13 protein-coding genes are annotated in these 18101 nt (G+C 69.7%); all 13 read left to right on the top strand.

Annotation, left to right across the window (positions count from 1 at the left end):
• Positions 1-23: 23 nt before the first annotated feature.
• The 13 genes from nusG (at position 24) to AB0K51_RS06280 (ending at position 18097) form a co-directional block, all read left to right on the top strand.
• A complete protein-coding gene (gene nusG / locus AB0K51_RS06340) occupies positions 24-851 on the top strand; it encodes a transcription termination/antitermination protein NusG (RefSeq protein WP_363451408.1) in 828 nt (275 codons plus the stop codon).
• A 167-nt stretch (positions 852-1018) separates the two neighbouring features.
• Entirely contained in the window at positions 1019-1453 is a 435-nt protein-coding gene (gene rplK / locus AB0K51_RS06335; protein WP_030457453.1) for a 50S ribosomal protein L11, read from the top strand.
• A gap of 77 nt (positions 1454-1530) precedes the next feature.
• Positions 1531-2253, top strand: coding sequence for a 50S ribosomal protein L1 (gene rplA, locus AB0K51_RS06330; RefSeq protein WP_363451132.1), 723 nt, complete (start codon positions 1531-1533; stop codon positions 2251-2253).
• Between the two features lie 159 nt (positions 2254-2412).
• Entirely contained in the window at positions 2413-3315 is a 903-nt protein-coding gene (locus AB0K51_RS06325; RefSeq protein ID WP_363451130.1) for a hypothetical protein, read from the top strand.
• A complete protein-coding gene (locus AB0K51_RS06320) occupies positions 3312-4175 on the top strand; it encodes a hypothetical protein (RefSeq protein WP_363451128.1) in 864 nt (287 codons plus the stop codon). Before AB0K51_RS06325 ends, AB0K51_RS06320 begins: the two co-directional genes overlap by 4 nt.
• A gap of 70 nt (positions 4176-4245) precedes the next feature.
• Positions 4246-5043, top strand: a complete 798-nt coding sequence (locus AB0K51_RS06315) for a hypothetical protein (protein ID WP_363451126.1) — start codon at positions 4246-4248, stop codon at positions 5041-5043.
• Positions 5044-5334: 291 nt separating this feature from the next.
• Complete coding sequence (rplJ, locus tag AB0K51_RS06310) at positions 5335-5889, top strand: 50S ribosomal protein L10 (protein WP_363451124.1); 555 nt, start codon at positions 5335-5337, stop codon at positions 5887-5889.
• An 84-nt stretch (positions 5890-5973) separates the two neighbouring features.
• Positions 5974-6357, top strand: a complete 384-nt coding sequence (rplL, locus tag AB0K51_RS06305) for a 50S ribosomal protein L7/L12 (protein WP_363451122.1) — start codon at positions 5974-5976, stop codon at positions 6355-6357.
• Between the two features lie 620 nt (positions 6358-6977).
• A complete protein-coding gene (rpoB, locus tag AB0K51_RS06300; RefSeq protein WP_363451120.1) occupies positions 6978-10451 on the top strand; it encodes a DNA-directed RNA polymerase subunit beta in 3474 nt (1157 codons plus the stop codon).
• A 103-nt stretch (positions 10452-10554) separates the two neighbouring features.
• Entirely contained in the window at positions 10555-14448 is a 3894-nt protein-coding gene (locus AB0K51_RS06295; protein ID WP_363451118.1) for a DNA-directed RNA polymerase subunit beta', read from the top strand.
• 170 nt (positions 14449-14618) lie between these two features.
• The gene (locus tag AB0K51_RS06290; protein ID WP_363451116.1) at positions 14619-15287 is read left to right on the top strand and encodes a DUF4097 family beta strand repeat-containing protein; all 669 of its coding nucleotides are present in this window, start codon (positions 14619-14621) and stop codon (positions 15285-15287) included.
• A 105-nt stretch (positions 15288-15392) separates the two neighbouring features.
• Entirely contained in the window at positions 15393-16847 is a 1455-nt protein-coding gene (locus AB0K51_RS06285) for a WGR domain-containing protein (RefSeq protein ID WP_363451114.1), read from the top strand.
• Positions 16848-16936: 89 nt separating this feature from the next.
• Positions 16937-18097 (top strand): histidine kinase, encoded by a 1161-nt coding sequence (locus tag AB0K51_RS06280; protein ID WP_363451112.1) that lies wholly within the window; start codon positions 16937-16939, stop codon positions 18095-18097.
• Positions 18098-18101 lie beyond the last annotated feature (4 nt).

The raw sequence follows: 18101 nt of genomic DNA, 5'->3' as shown, positions 1-18101 counted from the left end.
GCGAGGCGGATGTCGCCGCCGAGCTGGACGCGGCCGAGGCTGCCGACGTCGAGGCCGCCGAGGAGATCGTGGACGAGGCGGACGCCGCGGAGGACGAGGTCGAGGCCGCCGACGAGGAGGCCGGCGAGCCGGCCGAGGTCGCCGCCGTGCACGAGGTGGACGAGGCCGAGGCCGCTGCGGAGGAAGCCGTCGCCGAGGAGGCCGCGGACGCCGAGGAGACCGAGGAGCCGGCCGAGGAGGTCGAGAGCGACCCGGTCGCCGAGTTCCGCGAGCAGCTGCGCCGCGCCCCGGGCGAGTGGTACGTCATCCACACCTACGCGGGCTACGAGAACCGGGTGAAGCAGAACCTGGAGCAGCGCTCCGTCTCGCTGAACGTCGAGGACTACATCTTCGAGTCCCAGGTTCCGCAGGAGGAGGTCGTCCAGATCAAGAACGGCGACCGCAAGACCATCCGGCAGAACAAGCTCCCCGGCTACGTCCTGGTGCGCATGGACCTCACCCCGGAGTCCTGGGGCGTCGTGCGCAACACCCCCGGTGTCACCGGCTTCGTGGGCAACGCCTACGACCCGTACCCGCTGACCCTGGACGAGGTCGTCAAGATGCTCGCCCCGGACGTCGAGCGCGCCGCCGCCAAGGAGGCCGGCAAGCCGTCTCCGGTCAAGCCGAGCGAGATCCAGGTGCTGGACTTCGAGGTCGGCGACTCGGTCACCGTCACCGACGGTCCGTTCGCCACCCTGCAGGCGACCATCAACGAGATCAACCCCGACTCGAAGAAGGTCAAGGGCCTGGTGGAGATCTTCGGCCGGGAGACCCCGGTGGAGCTCTCCTTCGACCAGATCCAGAAGAACTGATCCACGCGCTTCGGTTCCGGGGCGGGGGCGAAGGCCTCCGCCCCGGAACCGTTTTGGTCCAGCACCGCATCAGCGGTTAGCCTGGTCGGATGTGTGCCTTGGCGGCCGGGTTTCGCCCCGGAGGCCGGGCGCATCAGCACTCACCTCTCGGAAGGACCCGGAGAGACATGCCTCCCAAGAAGAAGAAGGTCACGGGGCTTATCAAGCTCCAGATCAACGCCGGTGCGGCCAACCCGGCGCCGCCGGTCGGCCCCGCGCTGGGTCAGCACGGCGTCAACATCATGGAGTTCTGCAAGGCGTACAACGCGGCCACCGAGTCGCAGCGCGGCATGATCGTGCCGGTGGAGATCACGGTCTACGACGACCGTTCCTTCACCTTCGTCACGAAGACCCCGCCGGCTGCGCGCCTCATCCTGAAGGCCGCGGGCATCGACAAGGGCTCCAAGGAGCCGCACAAGACCAAGGTCGCCAAGCTGACCTCGGCCCAGGTGCGCGAGATCGCCACCACCAAGATGCCCGACCTGAACGCCAACGACCTGGACGCCGCGGAGAAGATCATCGCCGGCACCGCCCGGTCGATGGGCATCACCGTCGAGGGCTGATCAGCCCGTACGTCCTCCGTGGTAGGGCCGGCGCGGCCCGTGAATACCACGAACTCCAATAGCCACCAGGAGCAGCAGTGAAGCGCAGCAAGGCCCTCAAGGCCGCGGACGCCCAGGTCGACCGCACCCGGATCTACGCCCCCCTCGAGGCCGTTCGCCTCGCCAAGGCGACCTCCACCACCAAGTTCGACGGCACCGTCGAGGTCGCCATGCGTCTGGGTGTCGACCCGCGCAAGGCCGACCAGATGGTCCGCAGCACCGTCATCCTCCCGCACGGCACCGGTAAGACCGCTCGGGTCCTGGTCTTCGCGAACGGTGAGCGTGCCGAGGCCGCGCGTGCCGCGGGCGCCGACATCGTCGGCTCCGACGAGCTGATCGACGAGGTCGCCAAGGGTCGTCTGGACTTCGACGCCGTCGTCGCCACCCCGGACCTCATGGGCAAGGTCGGCCGCCTCGGCCGCGTGCTCGGTCCCCGTGGCCTGATGCCGAACCCGAAGACCGGCACCGTGACCCCGGACGTCGCCAAGGCCGTCAACGAGATCAAGGGCGGCAAGATCGAGTTCCGCGTCGACAAGCACTCGAACCTGCACCTGATCATCGGCAAGACCTCGTTCTCCGATGAGCAGCTGGTCGAGAACTACGCCGCCGCGCTGGACGAGGTCCTCCGGGCCAAGCCGTCCGCCGCCAAGGGCCGCTACATCAAGAAGATCGCGTTCTCGACCACCATGGGCCCGGGCGTCCAGGTGGACCCGAACCGCACCCGCAACCTCCTCGTCGAGGAGGACCCGGCGGCGGTCTGACCTCCGGTCAGTTCGTAGCACGGTCGAGCCACCGGGCCCGCACCCCATTGGGGTGCGGGCCCGGTGGCGTTTGCCATTGGTTTGCACAGCGGTCGGGGGGATCGGATACAGTCCGCGTCGCGTCTCTTCAATGAGAATCGGATTAGAGGGGGGATATCCGTGCGCACCCTGCGTACCGTTGCCGCCGCCTGTCTGGCGGCCGGACTGCTCACCGCCTGCACGTCCACCGGGTCGACCGGGGGAGCCTCCGACAACAAGCCCGGCGGCGCGGCCGCCGCCTCGGGCAGCGCCGCGGCCGGCGGATCGGCCGGCGCCACCGGGTCCGCCGCCCCCGGGTCGGCCGCCCAGGGCGGGGCCGCCAAGCCGGCGCCCAAGGAGGCCCTGCTGGCCTCCGCCGCCGTCATGGAGAAGGCCGGCAGCGCCAAGGTCACCGTCACCCCCGGGGACGGCAACGGCAGCGGCGGCACCGGCGAGTACGTCTGGAAGAACCCGCCGTCCTTCCTGCTGAACACCGAGATCGACGGCCAGCAGGGCAAGATCCTGTTCGTCGCCGACGCGATGTACCTCGGCGCTCCGGCCGAGCTGGCCACGCTGGCCGGCGGCAAGAACTGGATGAAGCTCGACCCGCGGGACGCCGTGACCGGTGTGCCCGGCAGCACCGACATCGTGCCGTTCGCCACGATGATGCAGCTGATGGACCCCGGCGTGCAGCTGGTCGCCGCCGCCCCCACCGCCACCCTGGTCGGTCCGGAGACCGTGGCCGGTCAGGCCACCGTCCACTACCGCAGCGAGGTGCAGGTGGACACCCTGGTCGGCGCGATGAAGCTGACCCCCGAGCTGAAGACCAAGGTCAACGCCCAGCTCAAGGCGAGCGGCGCCAGCGCCGTCACCGACTACTGGATCAACGCCAAGGGCGAGCTGGTGCAGCAGTCGAGCACCGACCTGGCCACCACGAAGACCGACAAGCCGAGCACCGTGGTCTACAGCGCGCTCGGCACCGTCCAGGCCACCAAGGCCCCATCCGCGTCCGAGGTCTTCAACCTCGGCGACATCCTGAAGTGAGTTCCCGCAAAGTGCGTCTGCTCCGCTCCGTCCCCGCCCTCGCCCTCACCGCCGCGCTGGTCGGCGGCCTGACCGCCTGCACCGGCGGCGGCTCCGGCAGCCACGACGCCGCGCCGGCGGCCTCCTCGGCCGCGGCCAAGCCGTCCTCCGCCTCGCCGAGCCCCACCCAGGACCCGGCCACCCTGCTGCGCACCGCCGCCGCGAGCCTGCAGCAGGCCGGGGGCGCCAAGTTCACCATGTCCGGCGGGGTCGAGGACGGCTCCGGCGTGATGGTCTGGAAGAGCCCGGTCGGCTTCTCCTTCGTCGGCTCCGACGGCGCCGAGGAGTCGCAGTACCGGTTCGTCGACGGCACGGTCTACCTCGCCACCTCGGCGAAGGACCGCGACAGCACCTTCAAGGGCAAGCACTGGCTGAAGTACGACGCCAAGTCGGTCACCGACAAGGCGGCCGGCGCCGACTCGGCCGCGCTGGTCGGCGTGCTGTTCCTGTCCCGCAACCCGGTGGCCGACCTGACCACCGCGGTCGAGAAGGGCACCCCGACCCTGGTCGGCCCCGAGGCGGTCAAGTCCGTCCCGGCCACCCGCTTCAAGGCCACCTTCACCGCGGACGACCTGGTCGGTGCGCTCGCCGGCCTGACGGACGATCAGAAGGCCCGCACCGTGGCCGACTACAAGAAGAACGGCACCGGCAGCATCACCGTCGACTTCTGGCTGAACGCGAAGGGCGAGCTGATCCAGCTCCGGGAGACCGCCGGCTCCGGCAAGCCCACCGTGATCGGCCTGACCGAGTACGGCACCACGACGCTGGAGGCCCCGGCGGCGAGCGACTGCTTCAACCTGGCCGATCTGCTCAAGGGCTGATCCAGGGCCCACCGGGGCCGCATGGCATGGTGGGGGTGTGACGGACCGGACGGCGGCGGGAGGAGGGGCGATGGCGGTGCGCTGGCAGGTGGCGGCGGCCGGGCTGACGGCCGGGCTGCTGCTGGCCGGGTGCGGCGGCTCCGGCGGGGGCGGCGCCACGCCCGGGCCGAGCAGCCCGCCGTCCTCCTCCTCCGCCCAGCCGACGCCCACCGACCGCTCCCCGCACGGGGTGCTGCTCTCCGCCCAGCTGGTGCTGCACGACGCCCGGCGCGCGGAGTTCCGCTCCACGCTGGGAGGGGAGCGCGCCAAGGGGGCGCTGTTCTGGGCGCCCAAGACCGTGCTGCAGTACCGGCCGGACACCGAGACCCGCCAGCTGATCGTCCTGGACACCTCCGCCTACCTGGGCGGCGACCCGGACACCGCGGCCCGGCTCGGCGGGCCGCACTGGCAGAAGTACGTCGCCAAGGACATCCCGTACGCCGGGCTGGCGGACCGGCTCAACCCGCTGGTCGCCGCCACCGCCGCGGCCGCCGCCGCCCAGCCCGAACTGGTCGGCGACGAGAAGCTGCAGGACAGCACCGTGCACCACTACCGGGCGGTGCTCAGCGCCGCCCGGTACGCCGCCGCGCAGACCCAGCTCACCCCGGCCCGCCGGCAGGCACTGGAGACCGCGCTCGGCCCCGGCGACGTGGTGCTCGACCTCTGGCTCAACGACCACGACCAGCTGGTCCAACTCCGCCGCGCCGCCGCCGACGTGGACACCATCGCCTACACCGAGTTCGGCGCCTCCTCGCTCTCCGTCCAGGCCCCGGCCGAAGCGGACGTCCAGGACGCCGGCACCGCCACCCCGCCCCCGGTGCCCGGATAGGCGATTTGGTCCAGCCGGACGGGTCCCGTAAGCTGACAGAGCCAAAGACCGCTGGTCGTCGCCGTGTCCCCGCAAGGGTGGACGGCACCGAAGGATCCGTACCTCATTCGGATCGCCCGCGCAGGTTATGGAGCAGAGAAGATCTCCGGACCGTTCCGGTCCGTCGAGGTCGTTTCAAGCCCCGTGCGCCTGCGCGCCGGGGCTTCTTCGCTTCCTGGGGTCCGCGGTGTTTGATGGTCGACTTCTCGAAGGTCGGCCCGACTTCGACATCACGGAAGGAGGCGTAAGCCTATGGCCAGGCCCGACAAGGCTGCCGACGTCGCCGAGATCACGGACAAGTTCCGTGCCTCCAGCGCCGCCGTTCTGACCGAGTACCGCGGTCTCACGGTGAAGCAGCTGAAGACGCTGCGTCGCTCGCTCACCGGCAACGCCGATTACGCCGTGGTGAAGAACACGCTGACCAAGATCGCGGCCAACGAGGCCGGGATCTCCGAGCTCGACGACCTGTTCGCCGGTCCGACGGCTGTCGCCTTCGTCACCGGTGACCCGGTGGAGTCGGCGAAGGCTCTGCGTGACTTCGCCAAGGAGAACCCTGCTCTCATCATCAAGGGCGGTGTCCTTGAGGGTAAGGCGCTGACCGCCGATGAGATCAAGAAGCTCGCGGACCTCGAGTCCCGCGAGGTGCTGCTCGCCAAGCTGGCGGGTGCGATGAAGGCCAAGCCGTCCCAGGCTGCCGCGGTCTTCCAGGCGCTCCCGTCCAAGCTCGTTCGCACCGTGGAAGCGCTGCGCGAGAAGGTCGAGCAGGGCGGTGCCGGTACTCCGGCTCCCGCCGAGGACGCGGAGTAACCACTCCCCGTCCCAGCGGGCCCGTATGCACGCCCGCCAATCCGTACATCCGGCACCTGCCGATTTAGTGGAAGGACGCCAATCATGGCGAAGCTCAGCACCGAGGACCTGCTCGAGCAGTTCGAGGGCATGACCCTGATCGAGCTCTCCGAGTTCGTGAAGGCCTTCGAGGAGAAGTTCGACGTCACCGCCGCCGCCCCGGTCGCCGTTGCCGGCCCGGCCGGCCCGGCCGCCGCCGAGGCCGCTGTCGAGGAGCAGGACGAGTTCGACGTCATCCTCGACGGTGCCGGCGACAAGAAGATCCAGGTCATCAAGGAGGTGCGCGCCCTCACCTCCCTCGGCCTGAAGGAGGCCAAGGACCTCGTCGACACCGCCGGTGCGAAGGTTCTCGAGAAGGTCGCGAAGGACGTCGCCGAGAAGGCGAAGGCCCAGCTCGAGGGCGCTGGCGCCAAGGTCACCGTCAAGTGACTCGTTCCTCTCTCTGAGAGGTTCTCCGCAGGCCGGGTCGGCCACCCTTCGGGGTGGCCGACCCGGCCTGCTTTCGTCCCCGGCGGCCACCTGACGGCCATCGGGCCGTCCCCCGATGGCCCAAGCCGGACTCGGTCGTTGTCGGCGCCCGGGGGTAGGGTGATCGCTGTCGTCGGGGCCCCTGGCTCGGTGCGGTTGTAACGCGCGCAGCGGGTCCGACGATGAGTGGGGCAAGAGGTCCACACCCTGGTGGGGGCCTTGACGAACAGCACGAGGCGCGCGATTCTCAAGGCGCGTGTCCAAGCGGAACCGTCTCCGATGCATATTCGGCGGCGGCACTGGGAAGGTTCCCGGTGACGCAGACGTGGGTGCGACGGCCCGGCCGGTGAGGGATCACTGCCCGGGTTGTCGGTTGTACGGGAGGAGCGTCCGATTCGGTCTCCGAATCAGGGCTTGCTAGCAGTGTCGCCTTTGGCTACACTGTCCCTTTGCGCTGCCTGTTAGCTGCTCCGTGACTCGTCGCCCGGAGTGGCCCCTGTCCTGACCTGGGGTTTCCGCCTCGGCCAAGGCCCGGAGGGTATGCGCGTAGTGAGCTCCGAGCCCTCGGAAGGACCCCCCTCTTGGCCGCGCCGCGCAACGCCTCGAACAATTCCGCATCCACCGCCCCGCTCCGCGTCTCGTTCGCGAAGATCAAGGAGCCCCTCGAGGTTCCGAACCTCCTGGCCCTGCAGACCGAGAGCTTTGACTGGCTGCTCGGCAATGCGGCCTGGAAGTCTCGGGTCGAGGCCGCCCTGGAGAGTGGTCAGGACGTCCCCACGAAGTCCGGTCTGGAGGAGATCTTCGAGGAGATCTCCCCGATCGAGGACTTCAGCGGGTCGATGTCCCTGACCTTCCGGGATCACCGTTTCGAGCCGCCGAAGAACTCCATCGACGAGTGCAAGGACCGCGACTTCACCTTCGCGGCCCCGCTCTTCGTCACCGCGGAGTTCACCAACAACGAGACCGGTGAGATCAAGTCCCAGACGGTCTTCATGGGCGACTTCCCGCTCATGACCAACAAGGGCACCTTCATCATCAACGGCACCGAGCGTGTCGTCGTCTCGCAGCTGGTGCGCTCCCCCGGCGTCTACTTCGACTCCACCCTGGACAAGGTGTCCGACAAGGACATCTACTCCGCCAAGATCATCCCCTCCCGCGGTGCCTGGCTGGAGATGGAGATCGACAAGCGCGACATGGTCGGTGTCCGCATCGACCGCAAGCGCAAGCAGTCGGTCACCGTGCTGCTGAAGGCACTCGGCTGGACCAACGAGATGATCATCGAGGAGTTCGGCGAGTACGAGTCGATGCGCGCCACCCTGGAGAAGGACCACACCCAGGGCCAGGACGACGCGCTGCTCGACATCTACCGCAAGCTGCGCCCGGGCGAGCCGCCCACGCGTGAGGCCGCGCAGACGCTGCTGGAGAACCTGTACTTCAACCCGAAGCGTTACGACCTCGCGAAGGTCGGCCGCTACAAGGTGAACCGGAAGCTGGGCAACGCCGAGTCCCTGGACTCCGGCGTGCTCACCGAGCCGGACATCATCGGTGCGATCAAGTACCTGGTGAAGCTGCACGCCGGCGAGACCGAGTGGCGGGACGGCGAGAGCCGCGACATCGTCATCGAGGTCGACGACATCGACCACTTCGGCAACCGTCGTCTCCGCAACGTCGGCGAGCTGATCCAGAACCAGGTCCGTACGGGTCTCGCCCGCATGGAGCGCGTCGTGCGCGAGCGCATGACCACCCAGGACGTCGAGGCGATCACGCCGCAGACCCTGATCAACATCCGGCCGGTCGTCGCCTCCATCAAGGAGTTCTTCGGCACCAGCCAGCTGTCGCAGTTCATGGACCAGACGAACCCGCTGTCGGGCCTGACCCACAAGCGTCGTCTGTCCGCGCTCGGCCCCGGTGGTCTGTCCCGTGAGCGGGCCGGCTTCGAGGTCCGTGACGTGCACCCCTCGCACTACGGCCGCATGTGTCCGATCGAGACCCCCGAAGGCCCGAACATCGGTCTGATCGGCTCGCTCGCCTCCTACGGCCGGGTCAACGCGTTCGGTTTCATCGAGACCCCGTACCGCAAGGTCGTCGACGGTGTCGTCACCGAGGCCGTGGACTACCTGACCGCCGACGAGGAGGACCGCTACGTCATCGCGCAGGCCAACGCCCCGCTGACCGCGGAGCTGACCTTCGCCGAGCCGCGTGTCCTGGTCCGCCGCCGTGGCGGCGAGATCGACTACATCCCCGGCACCGAGATCGACTACATGGACGTCTCGCCGCGCCAGATGGTGTCGGTCGCGACCGCCATGATCCCGTTCCTCGAGCACGACGACGCCAACCGCGCGCTCATGGGCTCGAACATGATGCGCCAGGCGGTGCCGCTGCTGCGCAGCGAGGCCCCGCTGGTCGGCACCGGCATGGAGTACCGCTGCGCGGTCGACGCCGGCGACGTCATCACCGCCGAGAAGGCCGGTGTGGTGCAGGAGGTCTCGGCCGACTACATCACCGTGGCCAACGACGACGGCACGTACACCACGTACCGCGCCGCCAAGTTCACCCGCTCCAACCAGGGCACCGCCTTCAACCAGAAGGTGCTCGTGGACGAGGGCGCCCGGGTCGAGGTCAACCAGGTGCTGGCCGACGGCCCCTGCACCGACCAGGGCGAGATGGCGCTCGGCAAGAACCTCCTCGTGGCGTTCATGTCGTGGGAGGGCCACAACTACGAGGACGCGATCATCCTGTCGCAGCGCCTCGTGCAGGACGACGTCCTCTCCTCGATCCACATCGAGGAGCACGAGGTCGACGCCCGTGACACCAAGCTGGGCCCCGAGGAGATCACCCGGGACATCCCGAACGTCTCCGAGGAGGTCCTCGCCGACCTCGACGAGCGCGGCATCATCCGGATCGGTGCGGACGTCGTCACCGGCGACATCCTGGTCGGCAAGGTCACCCCGAAGGGTGAGACCGAGCTGACCCCGGAGGAGCGCCTGCTCCGCGCGATCTTCGGTGAGAAGGCCCGTGAGGTCCGCGACACCTCGCTGAAGGTGCCGCACGGTGAGTCCGGCAAGGTCATCGGCGTCCGCGTCTTCGACCGCGAGGAGGGGGACGAGCTTCCCCCGGGCGTGAACCAGCTGGTCCGCGTCTACGTCGCCCAGAAGCGCAAGATCACCAACGGTGACAAGCTGGCCGGCCGTCACGGCAACAAGGGCGTCATCTCCAAGATCCTGCCGGTCGAGGACATGCCGTTCCTGGAGGACGGCACCCCGGTCGACATCATCCTGAACCCGCTGGGTGTCCCGTCCCGAATGAACCCGGGACAGGTCCTGGAGATCCACCTCGGCTGGCTCGCCCAGCAGGGCTGGGACGTCTCCGGTCTCGCCGACGAGTGGGCCAAGCGCCTGCAGGCGATCGGCGCCGACACGGTCGAGGGCGGCACCAACCTGGCCACCCCGGTCTTCGACGGCGCCCGCGAGGACGAGATCACCGGCCTGCTGGACAACACCACCCTCACCCGTGACGGTGAGCGCCTGGTGAACTCCACCGGCAAGGCGCGGCTGTTCGACGGCCGCTCCGGCGAGCCGTTCCCGATGCCGATCTCGGTCGGCTACATGTACATCCTCAAGCTGCACCACCTGGTCGACGACAAGCTCCACGCCCGCTCGACCGGTCCGTACTCGATGATCACCCAGCAGCCGCTCGGTGGTAAGGCGCAGTTCGGTGGTCAGCGCTTCGGTGAGATGGAGGTGTGGGCCCTTGAGGCCTACGGCGCCGCGTACGCGCTGCAGGAACTGCTCACCATCAAGTCCGACGACGTCCTCGGCCGTGTGAAGGTCTACGAGGCCATCGTCAAGGGCGAGAACATCCCCGAGCCCGGCATTCCCGAGTCCTTCAAGGTCCTCATCAAGGAAATGCAGTCGCTCTGCCTCAACGTGGAGGTGCTGTCCTCGGACGGCCAGTCCATCGAGATGCGGGACTCCGACGAGGACGTGTTCCGCGCCGCCGAGGAGCTCGGCATTGACCTGTCCCGGCGCGAGCCGAGCAGCGTCGAAGAGGTCTGACGGAGGCCGGGTCGGCTCTCGCACGTGAGAGCCGGCCCAGCCCCCAGGCCCCCCTCAGACCAACAGACAGACTCTCGAATCACGAAAGAGGGCTTGACGACCAGTGCTTGACGTCAACTTCTTCGACGAGCTCCGCATCGGACTGGCCACCGCCGACGACATCCGCCAGTGGTCGCACGGCGAGGTGAAGAAGCCGGAGACCATCAACTACCGCACGCTGAAGCCGGAAAAGGACGGCCTTTTCTGCGAGAAGATCTTCGGTCCCACCCGGGACTGGGAGTGCTACTGCGGCAAGTACAAGCGCGTCCGCTTCAAGGGCATCATCTGTGAGCGCTGCGGCGTCGAGGTGACCCGCGCCAAGGTGCGCCGTGAGCGGATGGGCCACATCGAGCTGGCCGCTCCGGTCACCCACATCTGGTACTTCAAGGGCGTGCCGTCGCGCCTGGGCTACCTGTTGGACCTGGCGCCGAAGGACCTCGAGAAGGTCATCTACTTCGCCGCCTACATGATCACCTGGGTGGACGACGAGCGCCGTCAGCGCGACCTGCCGTCCCTCGAGGCGCACGTCTCGGTCGAGCGCCAGCAGATCGAGAACCGCCGCGACGCCGACCTGGAAGGCCGGGCCAAGAAGGCCGAGTCCGACCTGGCCGAGCTGGAGGCGGAGGGCGCCAAGGCCGACGTGCGCCGCAAGGTGCGCGAGGGCGCCGAGCGCGAGATGAAGCAGCTGCGCGACCGCGCCCAGCGCGAGCTGGACCGGCTCGACGAGGTGTGGACCCGCTTCAAGAACCTCAAGGTCCAGGACCTCGAGGGCGACGAGCTGCTCTACCGCGAGCTGCGTGACCGTTTCGGCACGTACTTCTCGGGCTCGATGGGCGCGGCGGCCCTCAAGGACCGCCTCGAGTCCTTCGACCTGGCCGAGGAGGCCGAGCGCCTCCGCGAGATCATCCGCACCGGCAAGGGCCAGAAGAAGACCCGTGCGCTCAAGCGCCTCAAGGTCGTCTCCGCCTTCCTGCAGACCAGCAACAAGCCCAAGGGCATGGTGCTCGACTGCGTCCCGGTGATCCCGCCGGACCTGCGTCCGATGGTCCAGCTCGACGGTGGCCGCTTCGCCACCTCCGACCTGAACGACCTGTACCGCCGCGTGATCAACCGCAACAACCGCCTGAAGCGGCTTCTCGACCTCGGCGCGCCCGAGATCATCGTGAACAACGAGAAGCGCATGCTCCAGGAGGCCGTCGACGCGCTCTTCGACAACGGCCGTCGTGGTCGCCCGGTCACGGGCCCCGGCAACCGTCCGCTGAAGTCGCTGTCCGACATGCTCAAGGGCAAGCAGGGTCGTTTCCGTCAGAACCTGCTCGGCAAGCGCGTCGACTACTCGGCCCGTTCGGTCATCGTCGTCGGCCCGCAGCTCAAGCTGCACCAGTGCGGTCTGCCGAAGGCCATGGCGCTGGAGCTCTTCAAGCCGTTCGTGATGAAGCGCCTGGTCGACCTGAACCACGCGCAGAACATCAAGTCGGCCAAGCGCATGGTCGAGCGCGCCCGTCCGGTCGTGTGGGACGTCCTCGAAGAGGTCATCGCCGAGCACCCGGTCCTGCTGAACCGTGCGCCCACCCTGCACCGCCTCGGCATCCAGGCCTTCGAGCCGCAGCTGGTCGAGGGCAAGGCCATCCAGATCCACCCGCTCGTCTGCACCGCGTTCAACGCGGACTTCGACGGTGACCAGATGGCCGTCCACCTGCCGCTCTCCGCGGAGGCGCAGGCCGAGGCCCGCATCCTGATGCTGTCCTCGAACAACATCCTGAAGCCGGCCGACGGTCGCCCCGTCACCATGCCGACCCAGGACATGGTGCTCGGTCTGTTCTTCCTCACCTCGGACCGCGAGGAGGTCAAGGGCAAGGGCCGTTCCTTCTCCTCGACCGCCGAGGCGATCATGGCCTTCGACGCCCGCGAGCTGGACGTCCAGGCCCCGATCGACCTGCGGATGGCCGCCGGCACCGTGCCGCCGCGCGGCTGGACCCCGCCGGTGGACGAGGACGGGCAGCCGACCTGGACCGAGGGTGAGCCGTTCCGGATCACCACCACCCTGGGCCGCGCGCTCTTCAACGAGCTGCTGCCCGAGGACTACCCGTTCGTCGACTACGAGATCGGCAAGAAGCAGCTCTCGGCGATCGTCAACGACCTCGCCGAGCGCTACCCGAAGGTCGTCGTCGCCGCGGCGCTCGACAACCTGAAGGCGGCCGGCTTCCACTGGTCGACCCGCTCGGGTGTCACCGTCTCGATCTCGGACGTCATCGTCCCGCCGAGCAAGCCCGCCATCCTGGAGGGCTACGAGGCGCAGGCGGAGAAGGTCCAGCGCCAGTACGAGCGCGGTCTGATCACCGACAACGAGCGCAAGTCCGAGCTCATCGGCATCTGGACCCGTGCGACCAACGAGGTCGCCGACGCGATGGCCGCGAACTTCCCGAAGACAAACCCCATCTTCATGATGGTCGACTCGGGCGCCCGCGGAAACATGATGCAGATGCGTCAGATCGCCGGTATGCGTGGTCTGGTGTCGAACGCGAAGAACGAGACCATCGCGCGTCCCATCAAGGCCTCGTTCCGTGAGGGCCTGTCCGTGCTGGAGTACTTCATCTCCACCCACGGTGCCCGTAAGGGTCTGGCCGACACCGCGCTGCGTACCGCCGACTCGGGTTACCTGACCCGTCGTCTGGTGGACGTCTCGCAGGACGTGATCATCCGCGAGGAGGACTGCGGCACCGAGCGCGGCCTCAAGCTGTCGATCGGTTCGGTCGGTGCGGACGGCGTGCTGCGCAAGGCCGACGACGTCGAGACCAGCGTGTACGCCCGCATGCTGGCCGAGGACATCACCATCGACGGCAAGCTGCTGGCCACCGCCAACACCGACCTCGGCGACGTCCTGATGGACGAGCTGATCCGGCACGGCGTGAGCGAGGTCAAGGTCCGCTCGATCCTGACCTGTGAGTCGGCGGTCGGCACCTGTGCCTTCTGCTACGGCCGTTCGCTGGCCACCGGCAAGCTGGTCGACATCGGTGAGGCGGTCGGCATCATCGCCGCCCAGTCCATCGGTGAGCCCGGCACCCAGCTGACGATGCGTACCTTCCACACCGGTGGTGTGGCCGGTGACGACATCACCCAGGGTCTGCCGCGTGTCGTCGAGCTCTTCGAGGCCCGTACCCCCAAGGGTGTGGCCCCGATCTCGGAGGCGCAGGGCCGGGTCCGGATCGAGGACACCGAGAAGACCCGCAAGGTCGTGGTGACCCCCGACGACGGCACGGACGAGATCGCCTACCCGGTCTCCAAGCGCGTCAAGCTGCTGGTCAGCGAGGGCGAGGCGGTCGAGGTCGGCCAGAAGCTGACCGTCGGTGCGACCAACCCGCACGACGTGCTGCGGATCATGGGCCAGCGTGCCGTCCAGATCCACCTGGTGGCCGAGGTCCAGAAGGTCTACAACTCGCAGGGTGTGTCGATCCACGACAAGCACATCGAGATCATCATCCGGCAGATGCTCCGCCGCGTGACGATCATCGAGTCGGGCGACGCCGAGCTGCTGCCGGGCGAGCTGGTCGAGCGCGGCCGCTTCGAGACCGAGAACCGTCGCGTGGTCTCCGAGGGCGGTCACCCCGCCTCCGGCCGTCCGCAGCTGATGGGTATCACCAAGGCCTCGCTGGCCACCGAGTCCTGGCTGTCGGCCGCCTCCTTCCAGGAGACGACCCGGGTGCTCACCGACGCGGCGATCCACGCCAAGTCGGACCCGCTGCTGGGCCTCAAGGAGAACGTCATCCTCGGCAAGCTCATCCCGGCCGGTACGGGTCTGCCCCGCTACCGCAACATCCGGGTCGAGCCGACCGAGGAGGCCAAGGCCGCGATGTACTCGGCCGTCGGCTACGACGACTACGACCTGTCGCCGTTCGGCGCGGGCTCCGGTCAGGCCGTCCCGCTGGACGACTACGACTACGGTCCGTACACCGGCTGAGCGATCGGCTGATCCGCAGGGCGGTCACCCCACACGGGGTGGCCGCCCTGCGGCGTTCCACCTAGGGGATCCCCCAGGGGACGGAGGTGGGCGAACCCCACTCCAGAGGGAGGCGGGCGGGGGTACGGGGGCGGGAGACTCGGGGGGAGCGAACGGACTGAGGGGGAGCGGTGAAGCGGATCACGGGGGCGTTGCTGGTGGCCGGGGTGCTGGTGGCCGGGGCGGTGGGCTGCGACCGGTGGGACGAGAACCACAAGACGGTGTCGTACGAGGTGCCCGGGCAGGTCACCGAGCTGGTGCTGGACGGGAAGGTCGGCGGCATCGAGGTGATCGCCTCGGACGGACCGGTGCGGGTGATCGAGAAGCAGGGCTGGCGCGACCAGGAGCCGAACGCCACCCACACCCTGGAGGGCGGGGTGCTGAAGCTGGCGTACTCCTGCTCGGACTGCGGGATCGGCTACCAGGTGCGGGTGCCCGCGGGCACGAAGCTGCGGCTGACCGAGGACACCGGTGGGATCAAGCTGGTCGACATGGCCGGGGAGATCGACGCCCGGGCCGACACCGGCGGGATCCAGGCGACCGGGCTGCGGGCGCAGCAGGTGAAGCTGACCGTGCAGACGGGTGGGATCCAGGCGCGGTTCGCCGTCGCCCCGGCCTCCGCCGAACTGCGCACCGACACCGGCGGGGTGGACCTGGCGGTGCCCGGCGGCGCCGACTACCAGGTGGACGCGCACGCCGAAAGCGGTGGCAGCGACTCGTCGGTCCCCTCACAGGCCGGGGCGACGCACAAGCTGGTGGCGCGGGCCGGCAGCGGCGGGGTGCGGGTGCACACCGGCTGATCGGGTGATCAACTGTCAGTGCCGGGGCCTAGATTGGTGGGTGTCGGCAGGTGGCGAGGCCCCTCCCGGTATCCCGAAACCCGTTGCCCGAAAGGGGAGTCGGCCATGTCTGCCACCGTTTCCGCGGAGCCGCAGGTGACCTACCTGGAGCTGTCCGAGGACCAGGGGAGCGCGCACAAGTTCTACGAAGTGCGGCTCGCCGGAGCCGAGTTGACGATCCGCTACGGCCGGATCGGCGACGAGGGGCAGGCCAAGACCACCTCGTACCCGAGCGCCGAGAAGGCGGCGGCCGCGGCCGCCAAGAAGGTCGGCGAGAAGGTCCGCAAGGGCTACGCGCCGGCCGTCCTGGGGGTGCGCCAGCGCCGGGCGGTGACCCGCCGTCAGATCACCTCGTCGCGCTCCACCGCCCGCCAGGCACCGATGCTGTGGCGCTTCCGCTCCGGCTCGCCCGCGTTCGGGGTGTTCGTCGGCGAGGAGCACGCGTGGGTCGGAAACGAGAACGGCGACGTATACACCCTCACCCACACCGGCGAGGTCACCGGCCGCTTCGGCCTGCCCGACGGCGTCAAGTGCATCGTCGCCGACGACTGGTGGATCTACGCCGGCTGCGACGACGGCAAGGTGTACGACCTGGGCGGCAAGGTGCCGCGGGTGGCGTACGAGATCGCCCAGGACGTCGACATCTACTGGCTGGACATCCACGACGGCGTGCTCGGCGTCGCCGACGAGCGCGGCGGGCTGACCACGGTCGACCACGAGGACGAGTTCCAGTGGCGGCGCAACGCCGAGGGCCGGGCCGGCTGGATGGTGCGCTGCGACGCCGAGGCGGTCTACCACGGCCACTCCGCGGGCGTGGCCCGGTACGCGAAGCGCGGCGGCGAGCAGCAGTGGCACACCCGGACCAAGGGGCAGGTGCTGTTCGGCTGGCAGGAGCCCACCGAGGTGTTCGCCGGCACCTCGCAGGGCTGGGTGCACCGGCTGCGGAAGTCCGACGGGTCCGAGGTCGCCGCCTACAAGTGCGACGCCGCGGTGTTCTCCTGCGCGGCCTCGCCCGACGGCGAGTTCGTCTTCGCCGGCGACAACCACTCCTCGGTGTACTGCTTCGCCGCCGACGGCACCCGGCTGTGGAAGCTCGGCACCGGCTGCGGCTCCGCGTACAGCATGCAGTACCGCGACGGGCGGCTGTACGTGGTCACCACCGACGGTTCGCTGGCCTGCCTGGACGCCTCGCCGGACGCGGTGCAGGCCGCCGAGCAGGGCTCGCTGCCGGCCACCGCCGAGGTGCAGGGCGGTGGCATCGAGCGGGTGGTGCCGAGCGCCGAGCTGGAGACGGTCAGCGTCGCGGCGGTCGCCTCCGGTGGCGGCGTCGAGGTCGAGTGCGTGGCCGAGGCGGGCCGGCTGCGGGTCCGGGTGGTCTCGCCCGGCTTCGACCCGAGCTGGCGGGTGCAGTTCCCCAAGGAGGTCCGGGTCGCCGGTGCGCGCTACCTGGTCGCCGAGGTGCGGGAGTCCGGTTCCGGCGGCTTCTACCGGGCGCGTGGGGAGATCAAGCGGCTGCTGTGACGGTCCGTCACCGCGCGGAGGGCGCTCCCGGACGGGGGCGCCCTCCGGCGCGTTGCGGGACGACCGGCGACGGATGGGAGGATGCCCGGATGGGTGACGGGGGAGCGGCTCTGCTGGGCTGGTGGCGGGCCCGGCCGTGGCTGGTCGACGGGCTGCTGGTGGCGCTGTCCGCCGGGGTGTCGCTGTGGGCGGTGGCCAACGACGAGCCGTCCTGGCCGTGGTGGGCCTACGCGCTGGCGCTGGCGAGCGCGGTGCCGCTGTGGTGGCGGCGCCGCCGGCCGTGGGCGGTGATGGCGGCCGCCGGGGCGCCGACCATGGCGCTGTCGGTGCTGGCGCACTCGGCGATGCCGCAGGTCCAGGTCTGCATGGTGGTCGCGATCCACACGCTCGCCGACCGCGGCAAGGACTGGCAGCGCTGGACGCTGCTCACCCTGCTGGTGGTCGGCAACGTGGTCGGCACCCGCTCGCCCAACGGCATGCTGTTCAGCCTGGTCGTCTCGGTCGGCAGCTTCGTCTTCGGCAGCCTGGTCCGCGAGTTGCGCCGGCTCGCCACCGCCGAGGCCGACCGGGCCCACCAGGTCGGCCTGCGGGCCGCCAGCGACGCGGCCCGGGCCGTCGCCGAGGAGCGGGCCCGGATCGCCCGCGAGATGCACGACATCCTCGCCCACGCCGTCTCCCTGATGGTGATTCAGGCCGAGGCCGGCCCGCTGGTGGTCCGCTCCGACCCCGACCGGGCGATCCGCGCGTTCGACGCGATCGCCGACTCCGGCCGCGACGCGATGGTCCAACTGCGGCGGGTGCTGGGCGTGTTGAAGGAGGCCGGGGCAGCGCCCGCGCTGGTGCCGCAGCCGCGGCTGGCCGAACTCGGCGAGGTGCTGGAACGGGTCCGCGGCTCCGGGGTGGAGGTGGACGCGGCCGTCGAGGAGGCCGGGCCGGCCGAGGTCCAGGCCGCCGCCTACCGGATCGTCCAGGAGGCGCTCACCAACGTGGTCAAGCACGCCCGGGCCCGGCGGGTGACCGTCCGGGTCGGGGTGCGCGGCGGCGACGTGCTGGCGGTCTCGGTCACCGACGACGGACGCGGCTCCGGTGCGACCGGTGGCGGTGGCGGTGGCGGTGACGGCTGGTCGGGCGGGCGCGGGCTGGTGTCGATCCGGGAGCGGGCCGCCGCATGCGGGGGCACCGCCCGGATCGGTCCGGGGGCGGACGGCTCCGGGTTCGTGGTGGCGGCCGAGCTGCCGCTCAAGGCGTGAGGGA

The sequence above is a fragment of the Kitasatospora sp. NPDC049285 genome, from assembly GCF_040678815.1.
Classification (GTDB): domain Bacteria; phylum Actinomycetota; class Actinomycetes; order Streptomycetales; family Streptomycetaceae; genus Kitasatospora.
Note: the sequence above shows the minus strand (reverse complement) of the source record. Positions and strands in the feature narration are given on the sequence as shown.